Genomic DNA, 19163 nt, shown 5'->3' on the forward strand with positions numbered 1-19163 from the left:
TCAAAAGGTATACAGGATTTACCGCATGAGTATCATGACACCGCGCGAAATCGCGTCTGAACTGGATAAACATATTGTCGGCCAGAAATCGGCCAAGCGAGCTGTTGCTATTGCACTGCGTAACCGCTGGCGCCGCATGCAGCTGGACGCCGACATCCGCCAGGAAATCACGCCGAAAAACATTCTGATGATAGGTCCTACCGGCGTCGGCAAAACCGAAATTGCCCGACGTCTGGCACGCCTGGCCAATGCGCCGTTCATCAAAGTTGAAGCCACCAAGTTCACCGAAGTGGGCTATGTCGGTCGCGACGTCGAATCAATTGTTCGCGACCTGATCGATGTCGCTGTAAAAATGCTACGCGAAGATGAGATGCGCAAGGTACGTCACCGCGCTGTAGATGCAGCAGAGGAACGCATTCTTGATGCCCTGCTGCCTCCCGCCAGCAACAGCAACACAAACAGCAGCGGCACTGACGTCAGCGAACAAGACGGCAAGCGCGACCAGGAATCCTCCACGCGCCAGATCTTCCGCAAAAAGCTGCGTGAAGGGGAACTGGACGACAAGGAAATTGAGGTCAATGTCAGTGACAACCCGGGCGGTGTGGAAATCATGGCTCCACCTGGCCTGGAGGAAATGACCAGCCAGTTGAAGAATATGTTCTCCAACATGAACACGGGTCGCAAACGTAACCGTCGCATGCCGATTAAAGCTGCCTTCCGTCAATTGAAAGACGAGGAGGCGGCCAAACTGGTCAACGAGGAAGAAATCAAAACCCGCGCCATCGAAGTGACTGAGCAAACCGGTATCGTCTTTATTGACGAGATCGACAAGGTAACCGAGCGTGGCGGCGAAGGCGGTGGCAGCCAGGGCGGTGTGTCCCGCGAAGGCGTGCAACGTGATTTATTGCCGTTGATTGAAGGTTCAACGGTGACAACCAAATATGGCAGCGTCAAAACAGACCATATTCTGTTTATTGCTTCCGGTGCTTTTCACCTGTCCAAACCTTCCGATCTGATTCCTGAGCTACAGGGTCGCCTGCCAATTCGTGTGGAACTGGATGCACTGACCGCACAGGACTTCGAGCGCATCCTGACCGAACCTCGCGCATCGCTGACTGAGCAATACCGGTCACTTCTTGCGACTGAAGGTTTGAGTGTCAACTTTACCGAAGACGGCATTCGTCGCCTGGCCGAAACAGCCTGGGAAGTTAACGAGCGCACCGAAAACATCGGTGCCCGACGCCTGCATACCATCATGGAACGCTTGCTTGAGGAAGTCTCTTTCAGTGCTGCGGATCTTTCTGTTGGCGATGACAAGACACTGGCTATCGATGCCACATATGTCGACAAGCAATTGAGCGACCTGGCTGGCAACGAAGATCTCAGCCGGTTTATTCTCTGATGACAGTGCCGTCTGACATCCGGCTGCGGCGCCGCACTGCGGTGCTGGAGCTGGATTACGCTGACGGCACTCACTTTCAGCTACCAGCCGAATTACTCCGTGTCCATGCCCCGTCAGCCGATGTGCAGGGACACGGCAACAGCCCGGGTGAACTGGTCAGCGGCAAACGCCATGTCACCATTGATGACATACAGCCTGTTGGCCACTACGCCATTCAGCTGTTCTTCAGCGACGGACATCATTCCGGTATTTATCACTGGGAATACCTGCACTCACTTGGCGAAAACCAGCAGCAACTTTGGCAACAGTATCTTGAACGCTTAAAGAACGCCGGCAAAAACCGTGATGACGACACAGTCGAATTGCGCAATGCCGTGCAAGTCATTAACATTGTGGATCCCCACAACAGGGATCAGAGATGAGAGAAGAAACCCCGACAGCTATCAATACCAATGCCGACAAAAACGGCGAAACCACCCACTTTGGCTATGAAACTGTGCCTAAGGGTGAGAAAGCCGAGCGTGTAGGCCAGGTATTTCATTCCGTAGCCAAACGCTATGACCTGATGAATGACCTGATTTCTATGGGCTCTCACCGGATTATCAAACAGTTCACCGTCGAATTAAGCGGCGTACGCCGAGGCCAACAAGTATTGGACCTGGCTGGTGGTACCGGTGACTTCAGCATGAAGTTTGCCAAACTGGTAGGTGATGAAGGGCATGTTGTGCTCGCCGACATTAACGCTTCCATGCTGGATGTGGGGCGCGACCGCCTGCTCGACAAAGGCATATCCGGCAACGTCAATATTTCCCAGGTTAATGCCGAATGCCTGCCCTTTGCCGACAATTCCTTTGATTGCATCTGCATTGCCTACGGCCTGCGTAATGTCACTGACAAAGAACAGGCATTACGTTCCATGTATCGGGTATTGAAACCAGGTGGCAGAGCCCTGGTGCTTGAGTTTTCCAAACCTGTGAACCCGTTGCTGGGCAAGGCCTATGACGCCTGGTCAAGGCTATGGCCTGTCGCTGGCAAAGCCGTGACCGGCGATGCCGACAGCTACCAATACCTGGTTGAGTCCATCCGCATGCACCCTGACCAGGCAACACTACAGGAAATGATGGAAGAGGCCGGTTTTGCTGACTGCCGCTATCACAACCTGATTGGCGGCATCAGTGCTATCCATGTTGGCTTTAAACGTTAACCCATGGGTTTGCTGAGCTTCACATTATTACGTCCCATTAACTTACTGCTGGCACAGTTTTTATCCCGTGACCCGGCCATCATTCAGAAGCTGCACAATGCCTGCGGTGACTATACCCTGCAGCTGGAGGTGCATAACACGTCGACGGTTGCACTATCCCTTGACGCTGATCGATTGCAGATTCTGAGTCATAAACCCGATTCAGCCGATACCGTTCTTTCCGGCAACGTAACAGCACTGCTGGGCCTGCTGTTTCATCCGGAGCCGGCATCAGCCTTGTACGACCCGGGGCTGGATGTGCGCGGCGATGTGCATCGCTTGCACGCATTCTACGGCGTACTGCGCCAACTCGACCTGGACTGGCGTGACTTTTTCGATCATCCGGCTGTCGAAGCCCTGAGTATAGTCTCTGCACCTTTCAGCCAGGGGCTGAAACAGGTGCAACGTCATGGCCCTGCCAACATGCGTGAATATTTCCGGGACGAATCCGGTCTTTTTCCGGCACGCGATGCATTCCGGCAACAACAGGAACAACTGACAGCCTTGCGGTTGCGGCTGGATCGACTGGAAGCCAGAACTCAACACATGCTCCACAAACATGTGACAAATTGACGCAGAGACTTGTTTTAACAAGTAATATATCGATAATCAGAGTCACATAACGTCATATCACAGCAATGCTGCGACCCGTCATGCGATTAAGCCGGGATTCAGTCCCGGGCATGCACAATGACAACTATGCAAGATCGGCCATACAGGCGGATCACCGGGAGAGTTTGCAATGAATAGCTTTGCAATAAAGAGGTTAGCAATGAAAAAGACGGATGGAATCTCCATGGCCACAGCGGCCGCCGCCCTGATGATGGCTGGGCATGCTGGCGCAGGCATTGATGTCAGCAACAACAATGCCGAAGAACCCGTCAAAATCAGCGTTTGTCAGGATTTGCATGGTGCAGGTCAAAGCGCCTGTAACGGCGTTGGCAACGCTGCAGGCGCCGGGCAAAACACCGATGGTAGCGGCTTTGTTGCTATTTCCAGCGGTAACGATGCTTTTTCAGCGGCACTGTGTCAATTCGCTGGTGGTACAGAAGCCACTGCAGCCACGGCACCAGCAGAAGCCAGCCTTGCAGGTGATGCGGTCAAAGTCACCTACTGTAATGACGTGTTCACCTGTGCGGGCCTAAGTGCCTGTAAAGGCAATGACAATCCGAATGGCGCTGGACAGAATACCTGCCATGGTATCGGATTTGTTGGCATTTACAGTGGCGAAAAAGCCCTGTCTGACCAGCTTTGTGAAAAGCTTGGCGGTACAGTTCTGTCCTCACTGTAATCTCAAGGCAGCCAGCCTGGCCAGTTACCCCTGACCAGGCTCATGCCTGGCGTTTTTGACGCAACTCCCTTCTCTATTGAGCATTCACATGCTGGGTTTCGGACTTGGGCTGCGCAGCCCGCATTATGATCAGGTACTCAATCAGCAGCCCACTGAAGTGGACTGGTTTGAGGTGATAACTGAAAACTTCCTTGCCCCCGGCGGACGCCCTCGCGCGATCCTGCGCCAGGTACGAGAACACTACCCCATCGTTTTACACGGTCTGTCCTTCAATATCGGCAGCGACGAAGCGCCAGATTATGCCTATCTTGATAAACTACGTGACCTGGCCCGGGAAATAGAGCCTGCCTGGATCTCCGACCATATTTGCTGGACCGGGCTGCACGGGCACACCTCGCACGATCTGCTGCCCATCTCCTACAACCAGGAAACACTCAGCCTGGTGGCGGACAAGGTATCCCGCATTCAGGATTATCTTGAGCAATCGGTGGTTCTGGAAAATCCTTCGATGTATTTACAGTTTCAGTCCGCCGACATGACAGAAGCCGACTTTATCAATGCACTGACGAAACAAACCGGATGCCGCTTACTACTGGACGTCAATAATGTTTATGTGAGCAGTTTTAATCTCGGCCTGGATCCGTACCGCGAGATAAATGCCATCGCGCCTGAATCCGTACAGCAGTTTCACCTGGCCGGTCACACGCACAATACAACACATATTATTGATACTCACGACCACCCGGTCAGTGATCCGGTCTGGGCGCTTTACCAGCATGCCTGTCAGCGCTTTGGCAAAACAGCAACCTTGCTGGAAAGAGATGATGATATCCCTGAGATGACCGAACTGATCAAAGAGCTTGACCATGCCCGGCAATTACAAGCCCGGGCCCTGCAGGAATTGTCATGACCTGGCAGGAAGAACAGGCTGCCTTTTGGCATTGGATAGTGGATACCCCCGGCTCTGCTGCTCCGACAGAAGCGGAAAAGCTGATGGCGCCGCACCAGCAGTTATCAGTCAACGATGCGCTGGGCATATACCAGAATGCCTACCGAGGAAGATTACTGCAGGCGGCCTCTGAACTCTACCCGGTCACTTATTACACGCTGGGCGATGCCGCTCACCAGCAACTGTGGCTAGGCTACCTTGAGAAGCACCCTCCTAAGCCCGGCCCCATGAGCCAACTGGGAGCATACCTGCTAACCTATTGTCGACAACATGACCCGTATCGTGGCCTGCCGGCATTACTGGAGTTGATAGCGCTGGAAACACGCCTGGTCGAACTTTTTGAGAACCCGGATTTACCTCACTACTCAAGAGAGCAGTTGCAAAACAACCCTGCAGAAGACTGGGCTAAGCTGAGTTGGACTGATACCGGAGACTGGACCTTGATGGAGGTAGACTTTGACCTGGAAACCTATTGGCTGAAGATCCAGGACTATCGCAAACAACCTGGCGCCAAACCGGGCGGCGCCGATTTCCCGGTGCCTGCTTTTACTGACCAGCACCCCCGGCACCTGTTAATTCGTCGCCAGAATTACAAGATGCACTTTCAACAGGTCAGCCCGACATTTGCCGGCTTCATTTCTCTGCTTAAGGAGGGCAAGAACTTTGCGGAGCTGTGCGAATACCTCTCACAGCATGACTCAGAAACTGACGTACCGGCCAAAAGCCTGAATTATTTGCTTCAGGCCATCGACCTTGAATTACTGCACCAGCAAACGATCAGGGCGTAACAATCTCAAAGCTGTGAGTCACCTTCACACCAGCTTCACCAAGCATAATCGACGCCGAACAGTATTTGTCTGCTGACAGATGAACTGCCCGCTCTACCTGCTTTTCACTCAGGTTATTGCCAGTCACCTTGAAGTGCATATGAATACTTTCAAAAACTGCAGGTACCCCATCAGCTCGTGTTGCCTCCATATCAACGACACAGTCGACGATATCCTGCCGGCTTTTACGCAAGATGTTAACCACATCAAACGAGGAGCAGCCGCCAGTGCCCAGCAACAGCATTTCCATCGGACGCACACCCAGGTTGCGTCCGCCACTATCTTCTGGACCGTCCATTACCACCGTGTGACCACTTCCGGATTCACCCAGAAACATGGCATTATTCACCCAGCGCACCGTAGCCTTCATGTATCCTCCTGGATATATAACTCATAATGTCTTTGAGGGAGCGCAAGACTACCACAGTCATGATGTTTGCTGTTAGCAGTGTGCAGCAAGCTGGGTTACAATCAAGGCCAAAGTCGTCTCGGAGCTGGATAACCGGGCCTTAGCAAGGAGATAACGCACATGGCATTGATGGCCATCACTCCGCACATCAAGGATTTAGACTCATTTCTGCAACAGTGTCACTTACGCCCCTATGGGCGCGGGCAGGCCATTATCAATGCAGGAGACGTTCCCCAAACGCTCTACTACATTGTTGAGGGCACGGTCTCTGTTTACCTGGAAGAAGAAGATCAGCGCGAGGTGATCCTTTCCTATCTGAATCCTGGCGACTTTTTTGGCGAAATGGGACTGTTCGACACCCGCAACTCGCGCAGCGCCTGCTGCCGGGCCAAAACACCTTGTGAAATAGCAGAAATCAGCTATGAGCAGTTCAACAACTATGTGCAGCAGCACCCTGACCTGTTGTTTACGCTGGGCCAGCAGATGGCAAAACGACTGCGCAACACCAGTCGTAAGGTAGGGGATCTGGCTTTCTATGACGTGACCGGTCGTATCGCGCGCACGTTGATTGACCTCAGTCGCGAGCCAAGTGCCATGACTCACCCGGACGGGATGCAGATTAAAATCACCCGCCAGGAAATTGGCCGGCTGGTTAACTGTTCGCGCGAAATGGCTGGCAGGGTATTAAAGACGCTGGAAGAGCAGCAGTTGATATCAGTTCACGGCCATACCATAGTGGTATTCGGCACACGATAACCGGTCAGGCATCATTGCCAGTCAACATCAGTAATCCTTTGCTGCGCTCACTGAACAGACGCTCCCGCTCCTGTTTAATATAGTCCAGCTTCTCCTGCTTTTCGGCAGCCGGTAAGCCACGCATACCCAGCAGACTTTCAGCACGGCGGAAACAGGCCATTGCCTTGATACCGTCTTCCTGGTCAACTGCACGCTGCGCCATTAGCAGCGAAGAGTTAACGGCAATTCTTAATCCCAGCAATCGCAAGTTATCCCTGGCACCTTGATACTGGCTGGCGCTGATTTTTTCGCCCTGATAGAGCTCCATAAATATTCGCAAGGCACGCTGAATATGACGCTGAGCCACCATTAACTCCTGCTCAGTCGCAACTGCTGCGCTACCCGCGCCATTGCTTTGCCCCTGCTGCCTGGCACCCTGTTCGGCTTTTTGCAGAGCCTCACTCAAATCGTCGCGACGTGGGTCCAGTCGCAGGATCTGACGAATATCATCCGCCAATGCCTGAAACAGCATAACCAGAATATCCGCCGGAATATCCATCTGCTGCAGCGCAGACACCGCCTCTGACAGCTGCCTGCGCCGACTGTCGAGAGAAATCAGCACCTGCAGGGTCTGGTAATGGAGTAGTTGCTGCTGCCACGCCCACTGCGCTACCCAAAGCCCGATACACATCAGGCCCAGCAGGAAAACAACAAGAAAATATTCGCTGGTTAGCATAGCGCAGCCGATTCAATTATCAGTCACAGTTATAGTGACGTTATCGGCGAATCAGCCGCGAAGTTTACGAGAACTTGAAAAATGTCATCTGATTGTCACAGGCGAGGACTTAATCGCTGAAATATCAACCAAATAAAGCCCTGAAGGCGTCGCGTGGATCTGGTACCCGCATCAATGTTTCACCCACCAGAAAACCATAAATACCTTTATCTGTCATGGTCTTAACATCTTCTGCAGTGGCAATTCCGCTTTCCGTGACTAACAACCGGTCGTCAGGCACACGCTCTGCCAGTCGCAAGGTAGTCTCCAGATCCGTTGCAAATGTGTGCAGGTTACGGTTATTAACACCGATCAGCTTGAAGCCACAATTCAAGGCAATATCCAGTTCAGCCTCATCATGGACTTCAACCAGCACATCCAGTGCCAGGTCGGCTGCTACCGCTGAAAGCTCACGAATTTTTGCCTCTGGTAATGCCGAGACAATCAACAGAATGCAGTCTGCCCCGATCGCTCCGGCTTCAGCCACCTGATAGCGGTCAATGATGAAATCCTTGCGCAACACTGGCAACTGAGTGGCAGCCCGGGCAGCAACCAGGTAATCATTGTGGCCCTTGAAATATGGCTGATCAGTCAGAACAGACAAACAGCAGGCACCCGCCTCTTCGTACTGGCTGGCAATGAGAGGTGGGTCAAAGTCCGGCCGAATCAGCCCCTTGCTGGGTGAAGCTTTCTTAACCTCAGCAATGACAGCGTGTTGCTGCTGACGAATCCGCGCATCCATGGCAGCAACAAACCCCCGCCGCTCATCCGCTTTTTTTTGCGCCATTGCTTCCTGGTCAGCCAGCGAAACACGGGATGTACTGGCTTGAATTTCTTCCTGCTTGGTCGCTAGGATTTTGTCTAGAATAGTCGTGCCTGTCACAACGGATCCTGTCTTTCTCTAAAGATTATTCGGAAAATGAACGGGTTAATGTCGCCAGATCATTCAACTTTTGTAACGCCGCACCACTTGCCAGTATGCTTTTCGCCTTTTCGACACCGGCCGACAAGTCATCTGTGAGGTTTGCAGCATAAATGGCAGCCCCGGCATTGAGAGCTACAATATCGGTCGCTTCCAGGTTTTCATTTGCCAGTGCCTGGCGCAACAGAACCAGGCTTTGTTCGGGTGACTCAACCTGCAATGCCTGATAATCAGACCGTAATGGCATGCCAAACATCTCAGGTGTTATCTCATAAGTTGAGATAACACCATCTTTCAGTTCACCAACATGGGTCGTGGCGGCAGTGCTGATCTCATCCAGACCATCCTCCGACGCCAGCACCAGCACATGGTCGCTGCCCAACCCTTTGAGCACCTCCAGCACAGGCTGAATCCACACAGCATCAAACACGCCCATCACCTGATTCGGTGCACCGGCCGGGTTAGTCAAAGGCCCCAGCATATTGAAAATGCTGCGCACGCCAATCTGCTTCCGTGGCCCTATCACATGCTTCATAGCGCTGTGGTGGCCGGGTGCAAACATGAAACCCACCCCTAACTCATCCAGGCACTGCGCCACTTGCTCAGCACTGATACTGAGATTCACGCCAGCCTGCTCCAGCACATCTGCACTGCCACTTTTGCTGGTTGCACCGCGGTTGCCGTGTTTAGCGACCCGTGCGCCAGCGCAGGCAGCAACCATGGCGGAGGCGGTAGAAATGTTAAACGTATTCGTACCTGTACCACCCGTGCCACAGGTGTCTACCAGATGTTCACGAGAACCAAGTTGTACCGGTGTCGCCAGCTCCCTCATCACTCGCGCCGCACCCAGCAATTCAGCGGTTGCGACACCCTTGATTTGCTGGGCAACCAGGAAAGCACCGATTTGCGCATCAGTACATTGTCCGGTCATGATTTCCCGCATCACGTGGCTGGCCTCAGCGTCGCTCAGATCCTGCCCGGCAACGAGCTGTCGAATGGCTGCTTGTATGTCCATGAATGCGTATCTCCTTGTTATCGAGACAACCTCAATCGTCTCACTTTTGCGTATCCAGAAAATTCTTCAGTAACTGGTGGCCTTGCTCACTGAGGATTGACTCTGGGTGAAACTGAACACCTTCAACAGCCAGTGTTTTGTGCCTGACACCCATGATTTCATCCACACTGCCATCTTCGCGCTGCGTCCAGGCAGTGACTTCCAGGCAATCCGGTAAGGTTTTCTGGTCAATCACCAGAGAGTGATAACGCGTCACCGTGACAGGGTTTTGCAGCCCTTTGAAAACACCGCTATCGGCATGGTAAACGGGCGAAAGCTTGCCATGCATCACCTGGCGGGCTCTGACAATATCGCCCCCAAACGCCTGACCGATAGCCTGGTGTCCCAGGCAAACGCCCAGAATAGGAATGAGACCGGCAAATTTATTAATGACTTCAATCGAAACCCCTGCTTCAGAGGGCGTGCAGGGACCGGGCGAGACTACAATTTTCTCCGGTGCCATTTGCTCGATTTGCTCCAGTGTAATCGCATCATTGCGAAACACTTCCACTTCTGCACCTAACTCGCCCAGGTACTGGACAATGTTATAGGTAAAAGAGTCGTAGTTATCTATCATTAAAATCATGGACGGCCATCCTCACTCGCAAGCGGCATATTCTCTCCGAATTTGCCCACAACTTAAACCATTGCTGTACTTTAACCGTACAATAATAGCGTCCCACAGGGGCTTCGTCTTGGAAATTCACCTCATTCAGGCAACCGCCCTGAGCAAATGACAGCACATGGAAAGCAGTTATGACAGATACCACCCTGGTCTGGTTTCGCCAGGATTTACGACTGGACGACAACCCTGCCCTCTATCACGCCTGCCAGCAAGGCAGCATTATTCCGGTTTATATACTGGATGACACCACCACTTTCCCCGCCCAGGGCAGTGCTGCCGCCTGGTGGTTGCAGCAGTCCTTGCTAGCATTATCGGCATCGCTTGATGACAAACTGATTGTCCTGAACGGGAACCCGGCTACACTGCTGCCTGAATTACTGGCTGCGCTCCAGTGCCAGCACATCACCTGGAACCGGTGTTATGAGGGCTGGCGAATCGAACGCGACAGTCGGCTGAAGTCAGCACTGAAAGACGAGGGCTACAGCGTTGAATCCTATAATGGCAGCCTGTTATGGGAACCCTGGCAAACCAAAAAGCAGGATGGTGACTATTATCGGGTTTTCACCCCATTCTACCGCCATGTCCGCAGTCAACTGGCGGTGTCACAACCGCTGCCCAGACCAGCATCGCTGGACATTGCTGCCTTGGTCAATGCAACTGTCAATCTTGGCGGCAGCCCTACCCGGTTAACGCAATGCCAGGGTAAAAAAGCTATCCAGGCCCTCCCTCTTGGATCAGCAATCGGCTGGGAGGCGAAATTACATGGCCTCTGGGACATCAGTGAACGGGACGCCGGGAAACTGCTGGAGACTTTCCTTGAGAAGACACTCGACGCGTATGAAAACGGCAGGGATGTTCCTGCTGACAATGCCACCTCTTTGCTATCGCCTTATCTTCAGGCCGGTTTGATTTCCCCCCGGCGTATCTGGCAAACGACACAGGCACATGCCCTGAGCGCGGGCAAGGAAAACGCCGCCGAAGCCTTTCTGCGCGAACTGATCTGGCGTGAATTTGCCTTCTGTCAGCTATACCGCCTGCCTGAGCTGGCGACAGAGCCCGTAAACGAAAAGTTTCGCTATTTCCCCTGGCAGAGCAATGCTACCCAACAAAAGCAGTGGCAACGTGGTGAAACCGGTATCCCCCTGGTGGATGCCGGGATGCGGGAATTGTGGGAGACGGGTTACATGCATAACCGGGTAAGAATGGTAGCAGCGTCGTTTCTGATAAAGAATCTGCTGCAACCCTGGCAGGACGGCCGCGCCTGGTTTGATGACTGCCTGATTGATGCCTGCCCGGCCAACAACAGCATGAACTGGCAATGGGTGGCGGGTTGCGGTATCGATGCCGCACCGTATTTCCGCATCTTTAATCCGGTTCGACAAAGCCAGCGCTTCGACCCGTCTGGAGATTACATTCGACGCTGGGTGCCAGAGTTGAGCAACTTGCCCGGCAAGTATATTCACGAACCCTGGCTGTTACCCGACCGTATTGCCAAAGAAACCGGCTTCACCCCGGGAAAGGATTACCCTTCACCAATGGTTAACCTGAAAGCGAGTCGCGAACAAGCCCTGGAGGCGTTTCGGCTGCTGCCCAACGTATGACGGCAGCACGCTTCAGATCAACCCCATGTTAATGGCACGTAATACGGCCTGGGTTCGGTCCCTGACACCCAACTTGTCCAGAATGGAGGAGACCTGATTTTTTACCGTGCCTTCAGATTTGTGGATGGTGTTGGAAATTTCCCGATTACTGAAGCCTCCGGCCATCAGCCGAAGTACTTCCAGTTCTTTTTCACTCAGATCTTCCGTAGCTGAACCTTCAAAGCGCCGCTCCAGACTTGCCAGTCCTTTTAGGGTTCGCTCAGTTATAGCCGGCTGCATTAGTGTGCCTCCGGCGTGAACCCTTTCAATGGCGTCCACCAGGCTATCCATGGAGACATCCTTCAGCAAATAGCCTTTCGCGCCAGCTTCTATGCCTTCCCGAACCAGTTGACTGTCATCAAATGTGGTCAGAATAATACTGGGTACCATACAACCTTGTCCCCGCATTGCGCGCAAAGCATCAATGCCAGTCATCTTGGGCATTCGGATGTCAATCAGCAGCACATCCGGACGATACTGCTGAATGCCATCAACAACCTGGCTGCCGTCGTCAACCTGACCAACAACATCAATCCGCTCACTGAATCCCAGCAGACTACAAATACCCAGCCTGACCAGGTTCTGGTCTTCGGCAATCATGACGCGAATTTTTTCCATGTGGCAGCTCCGGTTTTTGATGCTTTCATCATTATCACACAGGCCTGTGAATTGTCGCATAGGTCATAAGTCACAGCCGCACCGTAACAACAACAGCAAACACAGTAATAGTGTACTATGTTGATAAAGCAGCACTTAGTTCCGTCCAACATAATGTAAGGGGCCTGGCTGTCCACCTATGACCAGAAAAGATAACAATCATAGCCACCAGCATGTCCAGCTGTTTCGTCTGAGACGACTGCAGTGGGGCGTGGGCAGTCACCTTTGCACAACCACGATTGTCTTTGCCCTGTATCTGCTGGGACTACTGCCTGTTGCCCCTGCCATCATCTTTGCTTGCAGCTCTGTCTTGCTGAATGTGCTTTTCTACCTGATGATTCGCAGTGGCTTTAATGAGCATTTCAATGACCCCAGCCTGACCGGGCTACAAATTGTCTGCGCCTTACTGCCCGCGGTGTTTGTCATGTACTTCATTACCAACGCCCAGGCGCGTACCGTCTTCCTGCTGATTGCCACAGGCACCATGGTGTTTGGCATGTTTTCATTACGGCGCCGGGCAATAAGGAATGTTGGCTGGACCATTCTCGCCTCTTATCTGGCTTTATTGCTGGCTCTGCAAGTCGGTGCACCTGAACGTATCGACTGGCGCGTAGAGGTGGTGGTGATGTTTGCTTATGCCAGTGTGATTTACCTGGTGTCTTACCTGGGCGGCAAACTGGTCAATATGCGCAGTCGACTGAAAGCCCAGAACAAACAACTCGAGCGAATGGCATCACTGGACCCGTTAACCGACCTGCCGAATCGTCGGGCCTTGATGCAGACATTCCAGCGCGCCACCCACCAGGCTGACCGTCGTGACAAAGATCACGAATCGCTGTCCATTGGCCTGCTGGATATCGATAACTTTAAGCAGATCAACGACAGCTTTGGTCATGACATCGGCGATGCTGTACTCAAAAAGCTCAGTGCAAAACTGCGCCGCACACTACGTCAGGAAGACTTTATCGGTCGCTTTGGAGGAGAAGAGTTTCTGGTGCTATTGCCGGAAACTGCACTGGAGGCTGCCGAAGCCACAGGGCAGCGACTTTGCGAGGCGACCCGGCAGGCAGTGATAGAAGAGCTGCCTGTGAGTTACTCATTGTCGGTGTCGATTGGTGTAACGGAATATCGGCCTGGCGAGAAAATAGAAGCCACTATTAAACGTGCAGATCGCGCACTGTACGAAGCCAAAGCAGGTGGTCGCAACCGGGTAATAGCAGCGAACCACCTGTTACCGGAGTCAGGACAGGTGGTGTAATGGAATTCTGTCCGAATCCTCACTGACAGGCGCAGCATTGCTTACCGGCACTTCAGGCAAAGGCATGCCAAGGTTATTTTTTTCAAACACCCGGTCTGCACGATAACTGGAGCGCACCATCGGGCCAGATGCCACTTCCATAAAGCCTTTTTCCAAACCAATTTCCCGATATCGGTTGAACTCTTCCGGGCTGACAAAACGCTCTACGCTGAGATGATTACGCGTTGGCTGCAAATACTGACCCAGCGTTAAAATATCAACACCGATAGCACGCAGATCATCCATTGTTTTCAGGATCTCTTCATCCGTTTCCCCCAGGCCCAGCATCAGGCTGGTTTTGGTCAGGACAGAAGGACGGTGTTTTTTGGCGAAAGCCAGTACATCCAGTGTTTTCTGATAACCGGCACGCGGATCACGCACCGGGTGAGTCAGTCGCTCCACGGTCTCTACATTCTGGGCAAATACTTCCAGCCCGGAATCTACAACACGCGCCACGTACTCCTCAATACCATCAAAGTCGGGCGTCAGCGCCTCCACATTGACTTGCGGCGTTCGCGCCTTGATGGCCGAGACACAGGCCGCATAATGAGCAGCCCCGCCATCCTCCAGGTCATCCCGGTCAACCGAAGTCAGCACAATATATCGCAGCCCCATCAACTCAACCGACTCAGCCACATGCTCAGGCTCATCGGCATCCAGCCAGCCCCCGGGGTTGCCCGTATCAACCGCACAGAATTTACAGGCGCGAGTGCAGACTGACCCCATCACCATGATAGTGGCGGTACCGTTGTTCCAGCACTCACCAATATTCGGGCAATGTGATTCTTCACAAACCGTACTTAATTTGTGCTCGCGTACATTCTCCCGCACGGCATCAAAGCGCTCGCCGCCAGGCATGCGGGCACGCAACCACTTTGGTTTACGCAATACTTCATTGACCCCTTCCCTGGAGGACTGTTTGACACCGTCCTTGATGGCACGAATCCCATGGTCGCTGGTGAACTTGCTACCACTGGGAATGCGCTGTTGGGGTTTACTGCTCATAATCGTTCCAATAAATGTTAAGCGAAAGTTTCAGCTTCAACCATTACAACAGAAGCAACTGACTTAACTGAAAATTTAAAGTGTCAAACCACGCTGCGCCATATCCACTGCGCGGAAAATTGCCCTGGCTTTGTTCATGGTCTCTTCCCACTCAGAGCGTGGCACCGAATCTGCAACCACGCCCGCACCGGCCTGCACATACAAGGTATCGTTCTTGATCACGGCAGTGCGAATGGCAATCGCCATATCCATGTTGTCGTGCCAGCCTATATAACCCATGGCACCACCGTAGATGCCACGTTTGACCGGTTCCAGTTCGTCAATAATTTCCATCGCCCGCACCTTCGGCGCTCCACTCAGGGTACCTACCGGTAACGTCGCTTTCAGCACATCCAGTGACGTTTTGTCATCGCGAATTTCGCTCTCAACAATGGAAGCAATATGCATGACGTGCGAATACCGCTCGACAAACATTTTCCGCGGCACCGTCACAGTGCCGGTTTTGGAAACCCGGCCGGAATCATTGCGGCTCAGATCAATCAGCATCAGATGCTCGGCAATTTCCTTGGCATCAGCCAGCAACTCCTGCTCCAGCGCCAGGTCTTCCGCTTCAGTACTGCCGCGTTTACGTGTCCCCGCCAATGGGCGAACGGTGATATTGCCATCTTCCACCCGTGCCAGAATTTCTGGGGAGGCGCTGACGATGGCATGATCTTCCATGTTAAAAAACACCATGTATGGCGAGGGATTCAGGTAGCGCAGAGCCCGATAGGCCTGTATCGCTTCCCCCTGATAAGGAATCGACATACGCTGGGCCAGTACAACCTGCATGGTATCACCAGCCAGGATGTACTCTTTGATCTTGTCGACTGCCGCTTCGAAAGGTGCCTGTTGAAAGCTGGAACTGAAATCCTGCTCCTGAGTCGACGATTCCCGACTGTCCTGCTCTATCACTGGCAGGCTCAATGGTTTCGCCAGTCCGCCTTCTATTTCGTCAAGGCGCTTTTCCGCCTGCGCCAGCGCATCGGGTTGCGAAGGATCAACATGGCAGACCATGGCAATGGTGCCGCGCAAGTTATCAAACACAACCACTTCCTCGGAAAGCAGCAGCAGAATTTCCGGTGTACCGATTTCATCCGTACCAGGTGATGGCCCTAATGTCGGTTCGGCATAACGAACTGTGTCATAGCTGAAGTAACCAACCAATCCACCACTGAATTGCGGAACATCTTTGAGCGGCGCCACGTTGAACCGCTGCTTGTACTCGGCAACAAACGTAAACGGATCTGCCGATTCATGCTGCTCAATCACTTCGCCCTGACAAACCACCTCGACTGTCGTTTCACGAACACGCAGAATGGTCTGGCAAGGCAAACCAATAATGGAATAACGTCCCCATTTTTCGCCCCCCTGGACAGACTCAAACAGGTAGGAAAACGGGGCATCAGCCAGTTTCAGATAAGTACTCAGCGGCGTTTCAAAATCTGCCAGCACTTCACGAACCACCGGTACACGGTCATAACCGTCTGCGGCCAGTTTTTTCAGGTCAGCCTCATTCAATGAACGGGCCGACATGGAAATTTGCTCGGTCTGACTTCGGCTCATGCCTGACTCCCTGTCGTCTTATACCGTGCTGGCTGAAGCCAGCTGTTGCCGCATGGCATCGATCGTTGTTTTATAGTCGGGGCTGTTGAAAATCGCTGAGCCTGCCACAAACATGTCAGCTCCCGCAGCCGCAATTTCGGCAATATTGTCGGTTTTTACACCGCCATCGACTTCCAGACGGATATCAAGTCCGGAGCGATCAATCATCTCCCGGATTTTGCGCAATTTATCCAGCGCTGATGGCAGGAAGGACTGCCCGCCAAAACCGGGATTCACGGACATCACCAGAATCAGATCCAGCTTATCCATGACATATTCCAGACAGTCCGGCGAGGTAGCAGGGTTCAGTACCAGTCCGGCCTGGCAGCCATGATCACGGATCAACTGCAGAGAGCGATCGACGTGCAGACTGGCTTCGGGATGGAAACTGATAATACTTGCACCGGCTTTGGCAAAATCCTGGATCATCTGATCAACCGGCGACACCATCAGGTGCACATCAATAGGCGCTGTCACACCATGATCACGCAAGGCCTTACAAACCATAGGGCCGATTGTCAGGTTAGGGACGTAATGGTTATCCATCACATCAAAGTGCACAACATCGGCACCAGCAGCCAGCACCTGATCCACTTCTTCACCCAGTTTGGCGAAATTGGCAGAAAGGATAGAGGGGGCAATCAAAAAATCTTTCATACAGGTAGTCCGGCCTTACAGATCAGGAAAGTGGTCTAATCCCGCATTTTAACGCTTTTTCACAAAAAACTCATGTCTGTTGGCGGTTCAGTTGCGCCAGGCGCTCGGGAGTTCCAACATCTACCCACTGGCCCTGGAATAACTGACCGCTAACGCATCCTGCATCCATGGCCTGGCGTAGCAAGGGTGCCAGAGGTTGTGGCCCTGAGGGCAACCCGGCAAACAGGGCTGGTGACAGCAGGGCAATACCGGCATAAGTGTATTTGCCCAGACAGGTGTTTTCGACCTCATTCGGTCGGACAGAGGACAGCATCCCTTCTTGATCCAGCCAGAAATCCCCTCCGGGATGGTGTTTCGCATTCGGCACCAGAACCAGGTGAGCCAGTTGGCCGTCAGGGAGACTCAGACTCGCCAGCTTCTGATAATCAAAGTCTGTCCAGACATCACCATTACAAATAATAAAGGGCGCTTCGCCCAGTAAAGGCAAGGCCTGGTTGATGCCACCTGCGGTTTCCAGCAAGACGTCTTCTGTGGAATATTCAATACTGACACCCAGGTGCTCACCATTGCCCAGCCTGGCCTGAATCGCCTCACCCAGATAATGCAGGTTAACAACCAGATCCCTGACGCCGGCTCGCGCCAGTGACTGTATCTGCCACTCGATTAACGGGCAGCCAGCCACTTCCAGCAGCGGCTTGGGTACAGTCTCCGTCAGTGGCAGCATACGTCGCCCTTGGCCAGCCGCCAATACCATTGCCTTCATTCAGCAAGACTCCTGCTGCAAACGCTCACTAATCTTCGGTAACGGAACACGCTCAAACCAGTCAGAGAACGTCGCCAGCTCCGGATAAGCACGCGCGGTTTGCTGCACATAGTCCAGCACCACCGGCAAATCACCCAGATAACCGCGTTTGCCATCCCGCAATGCCAGACGACAAAAAATGCCCAGTACTTTAATATGCCGCTGCAGACCCATCAGTTCAAAGTCGCGAAAAAAATCGCTGAATAGCAGGGGCTTCGCTAGAAGTGAGCGCTCACATGATTGTCTATAATAGCGGCGCAACCAATGCTCCACTTGTGACCGGGACCAGACGATATAGCAGTCTTTCAGCAACGACACCAGGTCGTAAGTGATCGGCCCAATGACCGCATCCTGAAAATCAATCACCCCAGGACGAGCACTGACATCGCCACCAATCACCATCAGGTTGCGAGAATGATAATCCCGATGAACCCGAACCTGGGTTTGCGCTATTGCCGCCTCAGCCAGGAACCGCCAGGTATCATCAAGCATGCGCTGCGTCTCCGGCTCCAGGTCCAGCGCCAGCATTTCACCGCAAAACCACTGATCAAACAGGCGCATTTCACCCAGCAAACGATCATTATCGTAGGGAGGTAATGGCGAAGCGCAACTGTCCATCTGCAAATCCAGCAGGCTGGCCATCGCCGATTCATACAGACTGTTTGCTACATGCTCCTGACCGGATTGCCGGGCAGACTGCAACCGGGGCAGGAACAGACTGTCGCCGAAGTCTTCCAGCAGCATGAACCCCTGTTCAGGATCCGCCTCATAAATCCGTGGCGTTCGCATACCCGTCGCCTGGAACTCAGCCGCAACACGCACAAACAGCGCAACATCCTCATTAGGAGGCGGTGCATCAACCAGCAGAAAGGACTGCGCCGTATCGGTATCTATATAGCGAAAATAACGTCGAAAGCTGGCATCTCCCCCCAAACTTTGCGCTGCCGGCGGTGCTGGCAGGGTGCGTTGCAATAACGCTGACAGCACCGGTTGTGCCCATTCGCACAAAGCAGCCTGACGTTCATCACCAGACTGTGTTGCGTTTTTCATCACTGTTTCATTTTTTGACATGTCTGTTCCATACAACATTGACCCGGGTAATATCAGAGATACTGCCAAAGATGGCAAATATTCCACTCCCTGCCCGGCTCTGGCTTTATATCAAAACCTCAATGAATTATCATGCATTCGCCTGATTACGTGTTACCCATATCCGGATTACCCACCAC

Annotated in this window: 21 protein-coding genes; 10 read left to right on the top strand and 11 right to left on the bottom strand. The window is 52.9% G+C overall.

The annotated features are described in order from the left end of the window. Positions 1-34: 34 nt before the first annotated feature. From hslU to PSCS_RS06190, 7 genes are all read left to right on the top strand, one after another. On the top strand, positions 35-1402 hold the full coding sequence (gene hslU, locus PSCS_RS06160; RefSeq protein WP_397387151.1) for an ATP-dependent protease ATPase subunit HslU: 1368 nt from the start codon (positions 35-37) through the stop codon (positions 1400-1402). Beyond that, a complete protein-coding gene (locus PSCS_RS06165; RefSeq protein WP_068810906.1) occupies positions 1402-1824 on the top strand; it encodes a gamma-butyrobetaine hydroxylase-like domain-containing protein in 423 nt (140 codons plus the stop codon). The genes hslU and PSCS_RS06165 overlap by 1 nt, the downstream gene beginning before the upstream one ends. Continuing rightward, positions 1821-2606 (top strand): bifunctional demethylmenaquinone methyltransferase/2-methoxy-6-polyprenyl-1,4-benzoquinol methylase UbiE, encoded by a 786-nt coding sequence (gene ubiE / locus PSCS_RS06170; RefSeq protein ID WP_068810907.1) that lies wholly within the window; start codon positions 1821-1823, stop codon positions 2604-2606. The genes PSCS_RS06165 and ubiE overlap by 4 nt, the downstream gene beginning before the upstream one ends. 3 nt (positions 2607-2609) lie before the next feature. Next, positions 2610-3218, top strand: a complete 609-nt coding sequence (locus tag PSCS_RS06175; protein WP_068810908.1) for an SCP2 sterol-binding domain-containing protein — start codon at positions 2610-2612, stop codon at positions 3216-3218. A gap of 199 nt (positions 3219-3417) precedes the next feature. Then, positions 3418-3936 carry a hypothetical protein gene (locus tag PSCS_RS06180; RefSeq protein ID WP_068810909.1) on the top strand — a complete coding sequence of 173 codons (519 nt, stop codon included), beginning with the start codon at positions 3418-3420 and terminating at the stop codon, positions 3934-3936. An 88-nt stretch (positions 3937-4024) separates the two neighbouring features. After that, the gene (gene bufB, locus PSCS_RS06185; RefSeq protein ID WP_068810910.1) at positions 4025-4846 is read left to right on the top strand and encodes an MNIO family bufferin maturase; all 822 of its coding nucleotides are present in this window, start codon (positions 4025-4027) and stop codon (positions 4844-4846) included. Further along, positions 4843-5673 (top strand): HvfC/BufC family peptide modification chaperone, encoded by an 831-nt coding sequence (locus PSCS_RS06190; RefSeq protein WP_068810911.1) that lies wholly within the window; start codon positions 4843-4845, stop codon positions 5671-5673. Before bufB ends, PSCS_RS06190 begins: the two co-directional genes overlap by 4 nt. Here PSCS_RS06190 and PSCS_RS06195 read toward each other — a convergent pair. After that, on the bottom strand, positions 5663-6082 hold the full coding sequence (locus PSCS_RS06195; RefSeq protein ID WP_068810912.1) for an OsmC family protein: 420 nt from the start codon (positions 6080-6082) through the stop codon (positions 5663-5665). The genes PSCS_RS06190 and PSCS_RS06195 overlap by 11 nt on opposite strands. Before the next feature lie 159 nt (positions 6083-6241). Here PSCS_RS06195 and crp point away from each other — a divergent pair, with 159 nt between their 5' ends. After that, positions 6242-6877 (top strand): cAMP-activated global transcriptional regulator CRP, encoded by a 636-nt coding sequence (gene crp, locus PSCS_RS06200; RefSeq protein ID WP_068810913.1) that lies wholly within the window; start codon positions 6242-6244, stop codon positions 6875-6877. A 4-nt stretch (positions 6878-6881) separates the two neighbouring features. On the opposite strand, the gene PSCS_RS06205 is transcribed toward crp, so the two are convergent. From PSCS_RS06205 to PSCS_RS06220, 4 genes are all read right to left on the bottom strand, one after another. Then, the gene (locus PSCS_RS06205) at positions 6882-7592 is read right to left on the bottom strand and encodes a hypothetical protein (protein WP_068810914.1); all 711 of its coding nucleotides are present in this window, start codon (positions 7590-7592) and stop codon (positions 6882-6884) included. Positions 7593-7716: 124 nt separating this feature from the next. Continuing rightward, positions 7717-8514, bottom strand: a complete 798-nt coding sequence (trpC, locus tag PSCS_RS06210) for an indole-3-glycerol phosphate synthase TrpC (protein WP_068810915.1) — start codon at positions 8512-8514, stop codon at positions 7717-7719. A 25-nt stretch (positions 8515-8539) separates the two neighbouring features. Beyond that, positions 8540-9568 carry an anthranilate phosphoribosyltransferase gene (gene trpD / locus PSCS_RS06215; RefSeq protein ID WP_068810916.1) on the bottom strand — a complete coding sequence of 343 codons (1029 nt, stop codon included), beginning with the start codon at positions 9566-9568 and terminating at the stop codon, positions 8540-8542. Between the two features lie 40 nt (positions 9569-9608). Continuing rightward, positions 9609-10193 (bottom strand): anthranilate synthase component II, encoded by a 585-nt coding sequence (locus PSCS_RS06220; RefSeq protein ID WP_068810917.1) that lies wholly within the window; start codon positions 10191-10193, stop codon positions 9609-9611. Between the two features lie 170 nt (positions 10194-10363). On the opposite strand from PSCS_RS06220, the gene PSCS_RS06225 reads away from it, so the two are divergent. Further along, positions 10364-11833, top strand: a complete 1470-nt coding sequence (locus PSCS_RS06225) for a cryptochrome/photolyase family protein (RefSeq protein ID WP_068810918.1) — start codon at positions 10364-10366, stop codon at positions 11831-11833. Between the two features lie 12 nt (positions 11834-11845). Here PSCS_RS06225 and PSCS_RS06230 read toward each other — a convergent pair whose 3' ends face one another. After that, the gene (locus PSCS_RS06230) at positions 11846-12490 is read right to left on the bottom strand and encodes a response regulator transcription factor (protein WP_068810919.1); all 645 of its coding nucleotides are present in this window, start codon (positions 12488-12490) and stop codon (positions 11846-11848) included. Between the two features lie 178 nt (positions 12491-12668). Between PSCS_RS06230 and PSCS_RS06235 the strand changes: the two genes are divergently transcribed. Next, positions 12669-13787, top strand: a complete 1119-nt coding sequence (locus PSCS_RS06235; RefSeq protein WP_068810920.1) for a GGDEF domain-containing protein — start codon at positions 12669-12671, stop codon at positions 13785-13787. On the opposite strand, the gene lipA is transcribed toward PSCS_RS06235, so the two are convergent. The 5 genes from lipA to PSCS_RS06260 form a co-directional block, all read right to left on the bottom strand. Beyond that, complete coding sequence (gene lipA, locus PSCS_RS06240; RefSeq protein ID WP_068810921.1) at positions 13770-14831, bottom strand: lipoyl synthase; 1062 nt, start codon at positions 14829-14831, stop codon at positions 13770-13772. The two genes, PSCS_RS06235 and lipA, sit on opposite strands and share 18 nt — an antisense overlap. 75 nt (positions 14832-14906) lie before the next feature. After that, the gene (gene trpE / locus PSCS_RS06245; protein ID WP_397387152.1) at positions 14907-16391 is read right to left on the bottom strand and encodes an anthranilate synthase component I; all 1485 of its coding nucleotides are present in this window, start codon (positions 16389-16391) and stop codon (positions 14907-14909) included. Between the two features lie 63 nt (positions 16392-16454). Continuing rightward, positions 16455-17132, bottom strand: a complete 678-nt coding sequence (rpe, locus tag PSCS_RS06250; RefSeq protein ID WP_068810922.1) for a ribulose-phosphate 3-epimerase — start codon at positions 17130-17132, stop codon at positions 16455-16457. Between the two features lie 70 nt (positions 17133-17202). Then, positions 17203-17895 carry an N-acetylmuramate alpha-1-phosphate uridylyltransferase MurU gene (gene murU / locus PSCS_RS06255; RefSeq protein ID WP_068810923.1) on the bottom strand — a complete coding sequence of 231 codons (693 nt, stop codon included), beginning with the start codon at positions 17893-17895 and terminating at the stop codon, positions 17203-17205. Next, positions 17896-19005: an aminoglycoside phosphotransferase family protein gene (locus tag PSCS_RS06260; RefSeq protein ID WP_229694645.1), complete on the bottom strand. Its 1110-nt coding sequence runs from the start codon at positions 19003-19005 to the stop codon at positions 17896-17898. Positions 19006-19163: the final 158 nt, after the last annotated feature.

It is taken from the genome of Pseudohongiella nitratireducens, assembly GCF_001642735.1.
Classification (GTDB): domain Bacteria; phylum Pseudomonadota; class Gammaproteobacteria; order Pseudomonadales; family Pseudohongiellaceae; genus Pseudohongiella; species Pseudohongiella nitratireducens.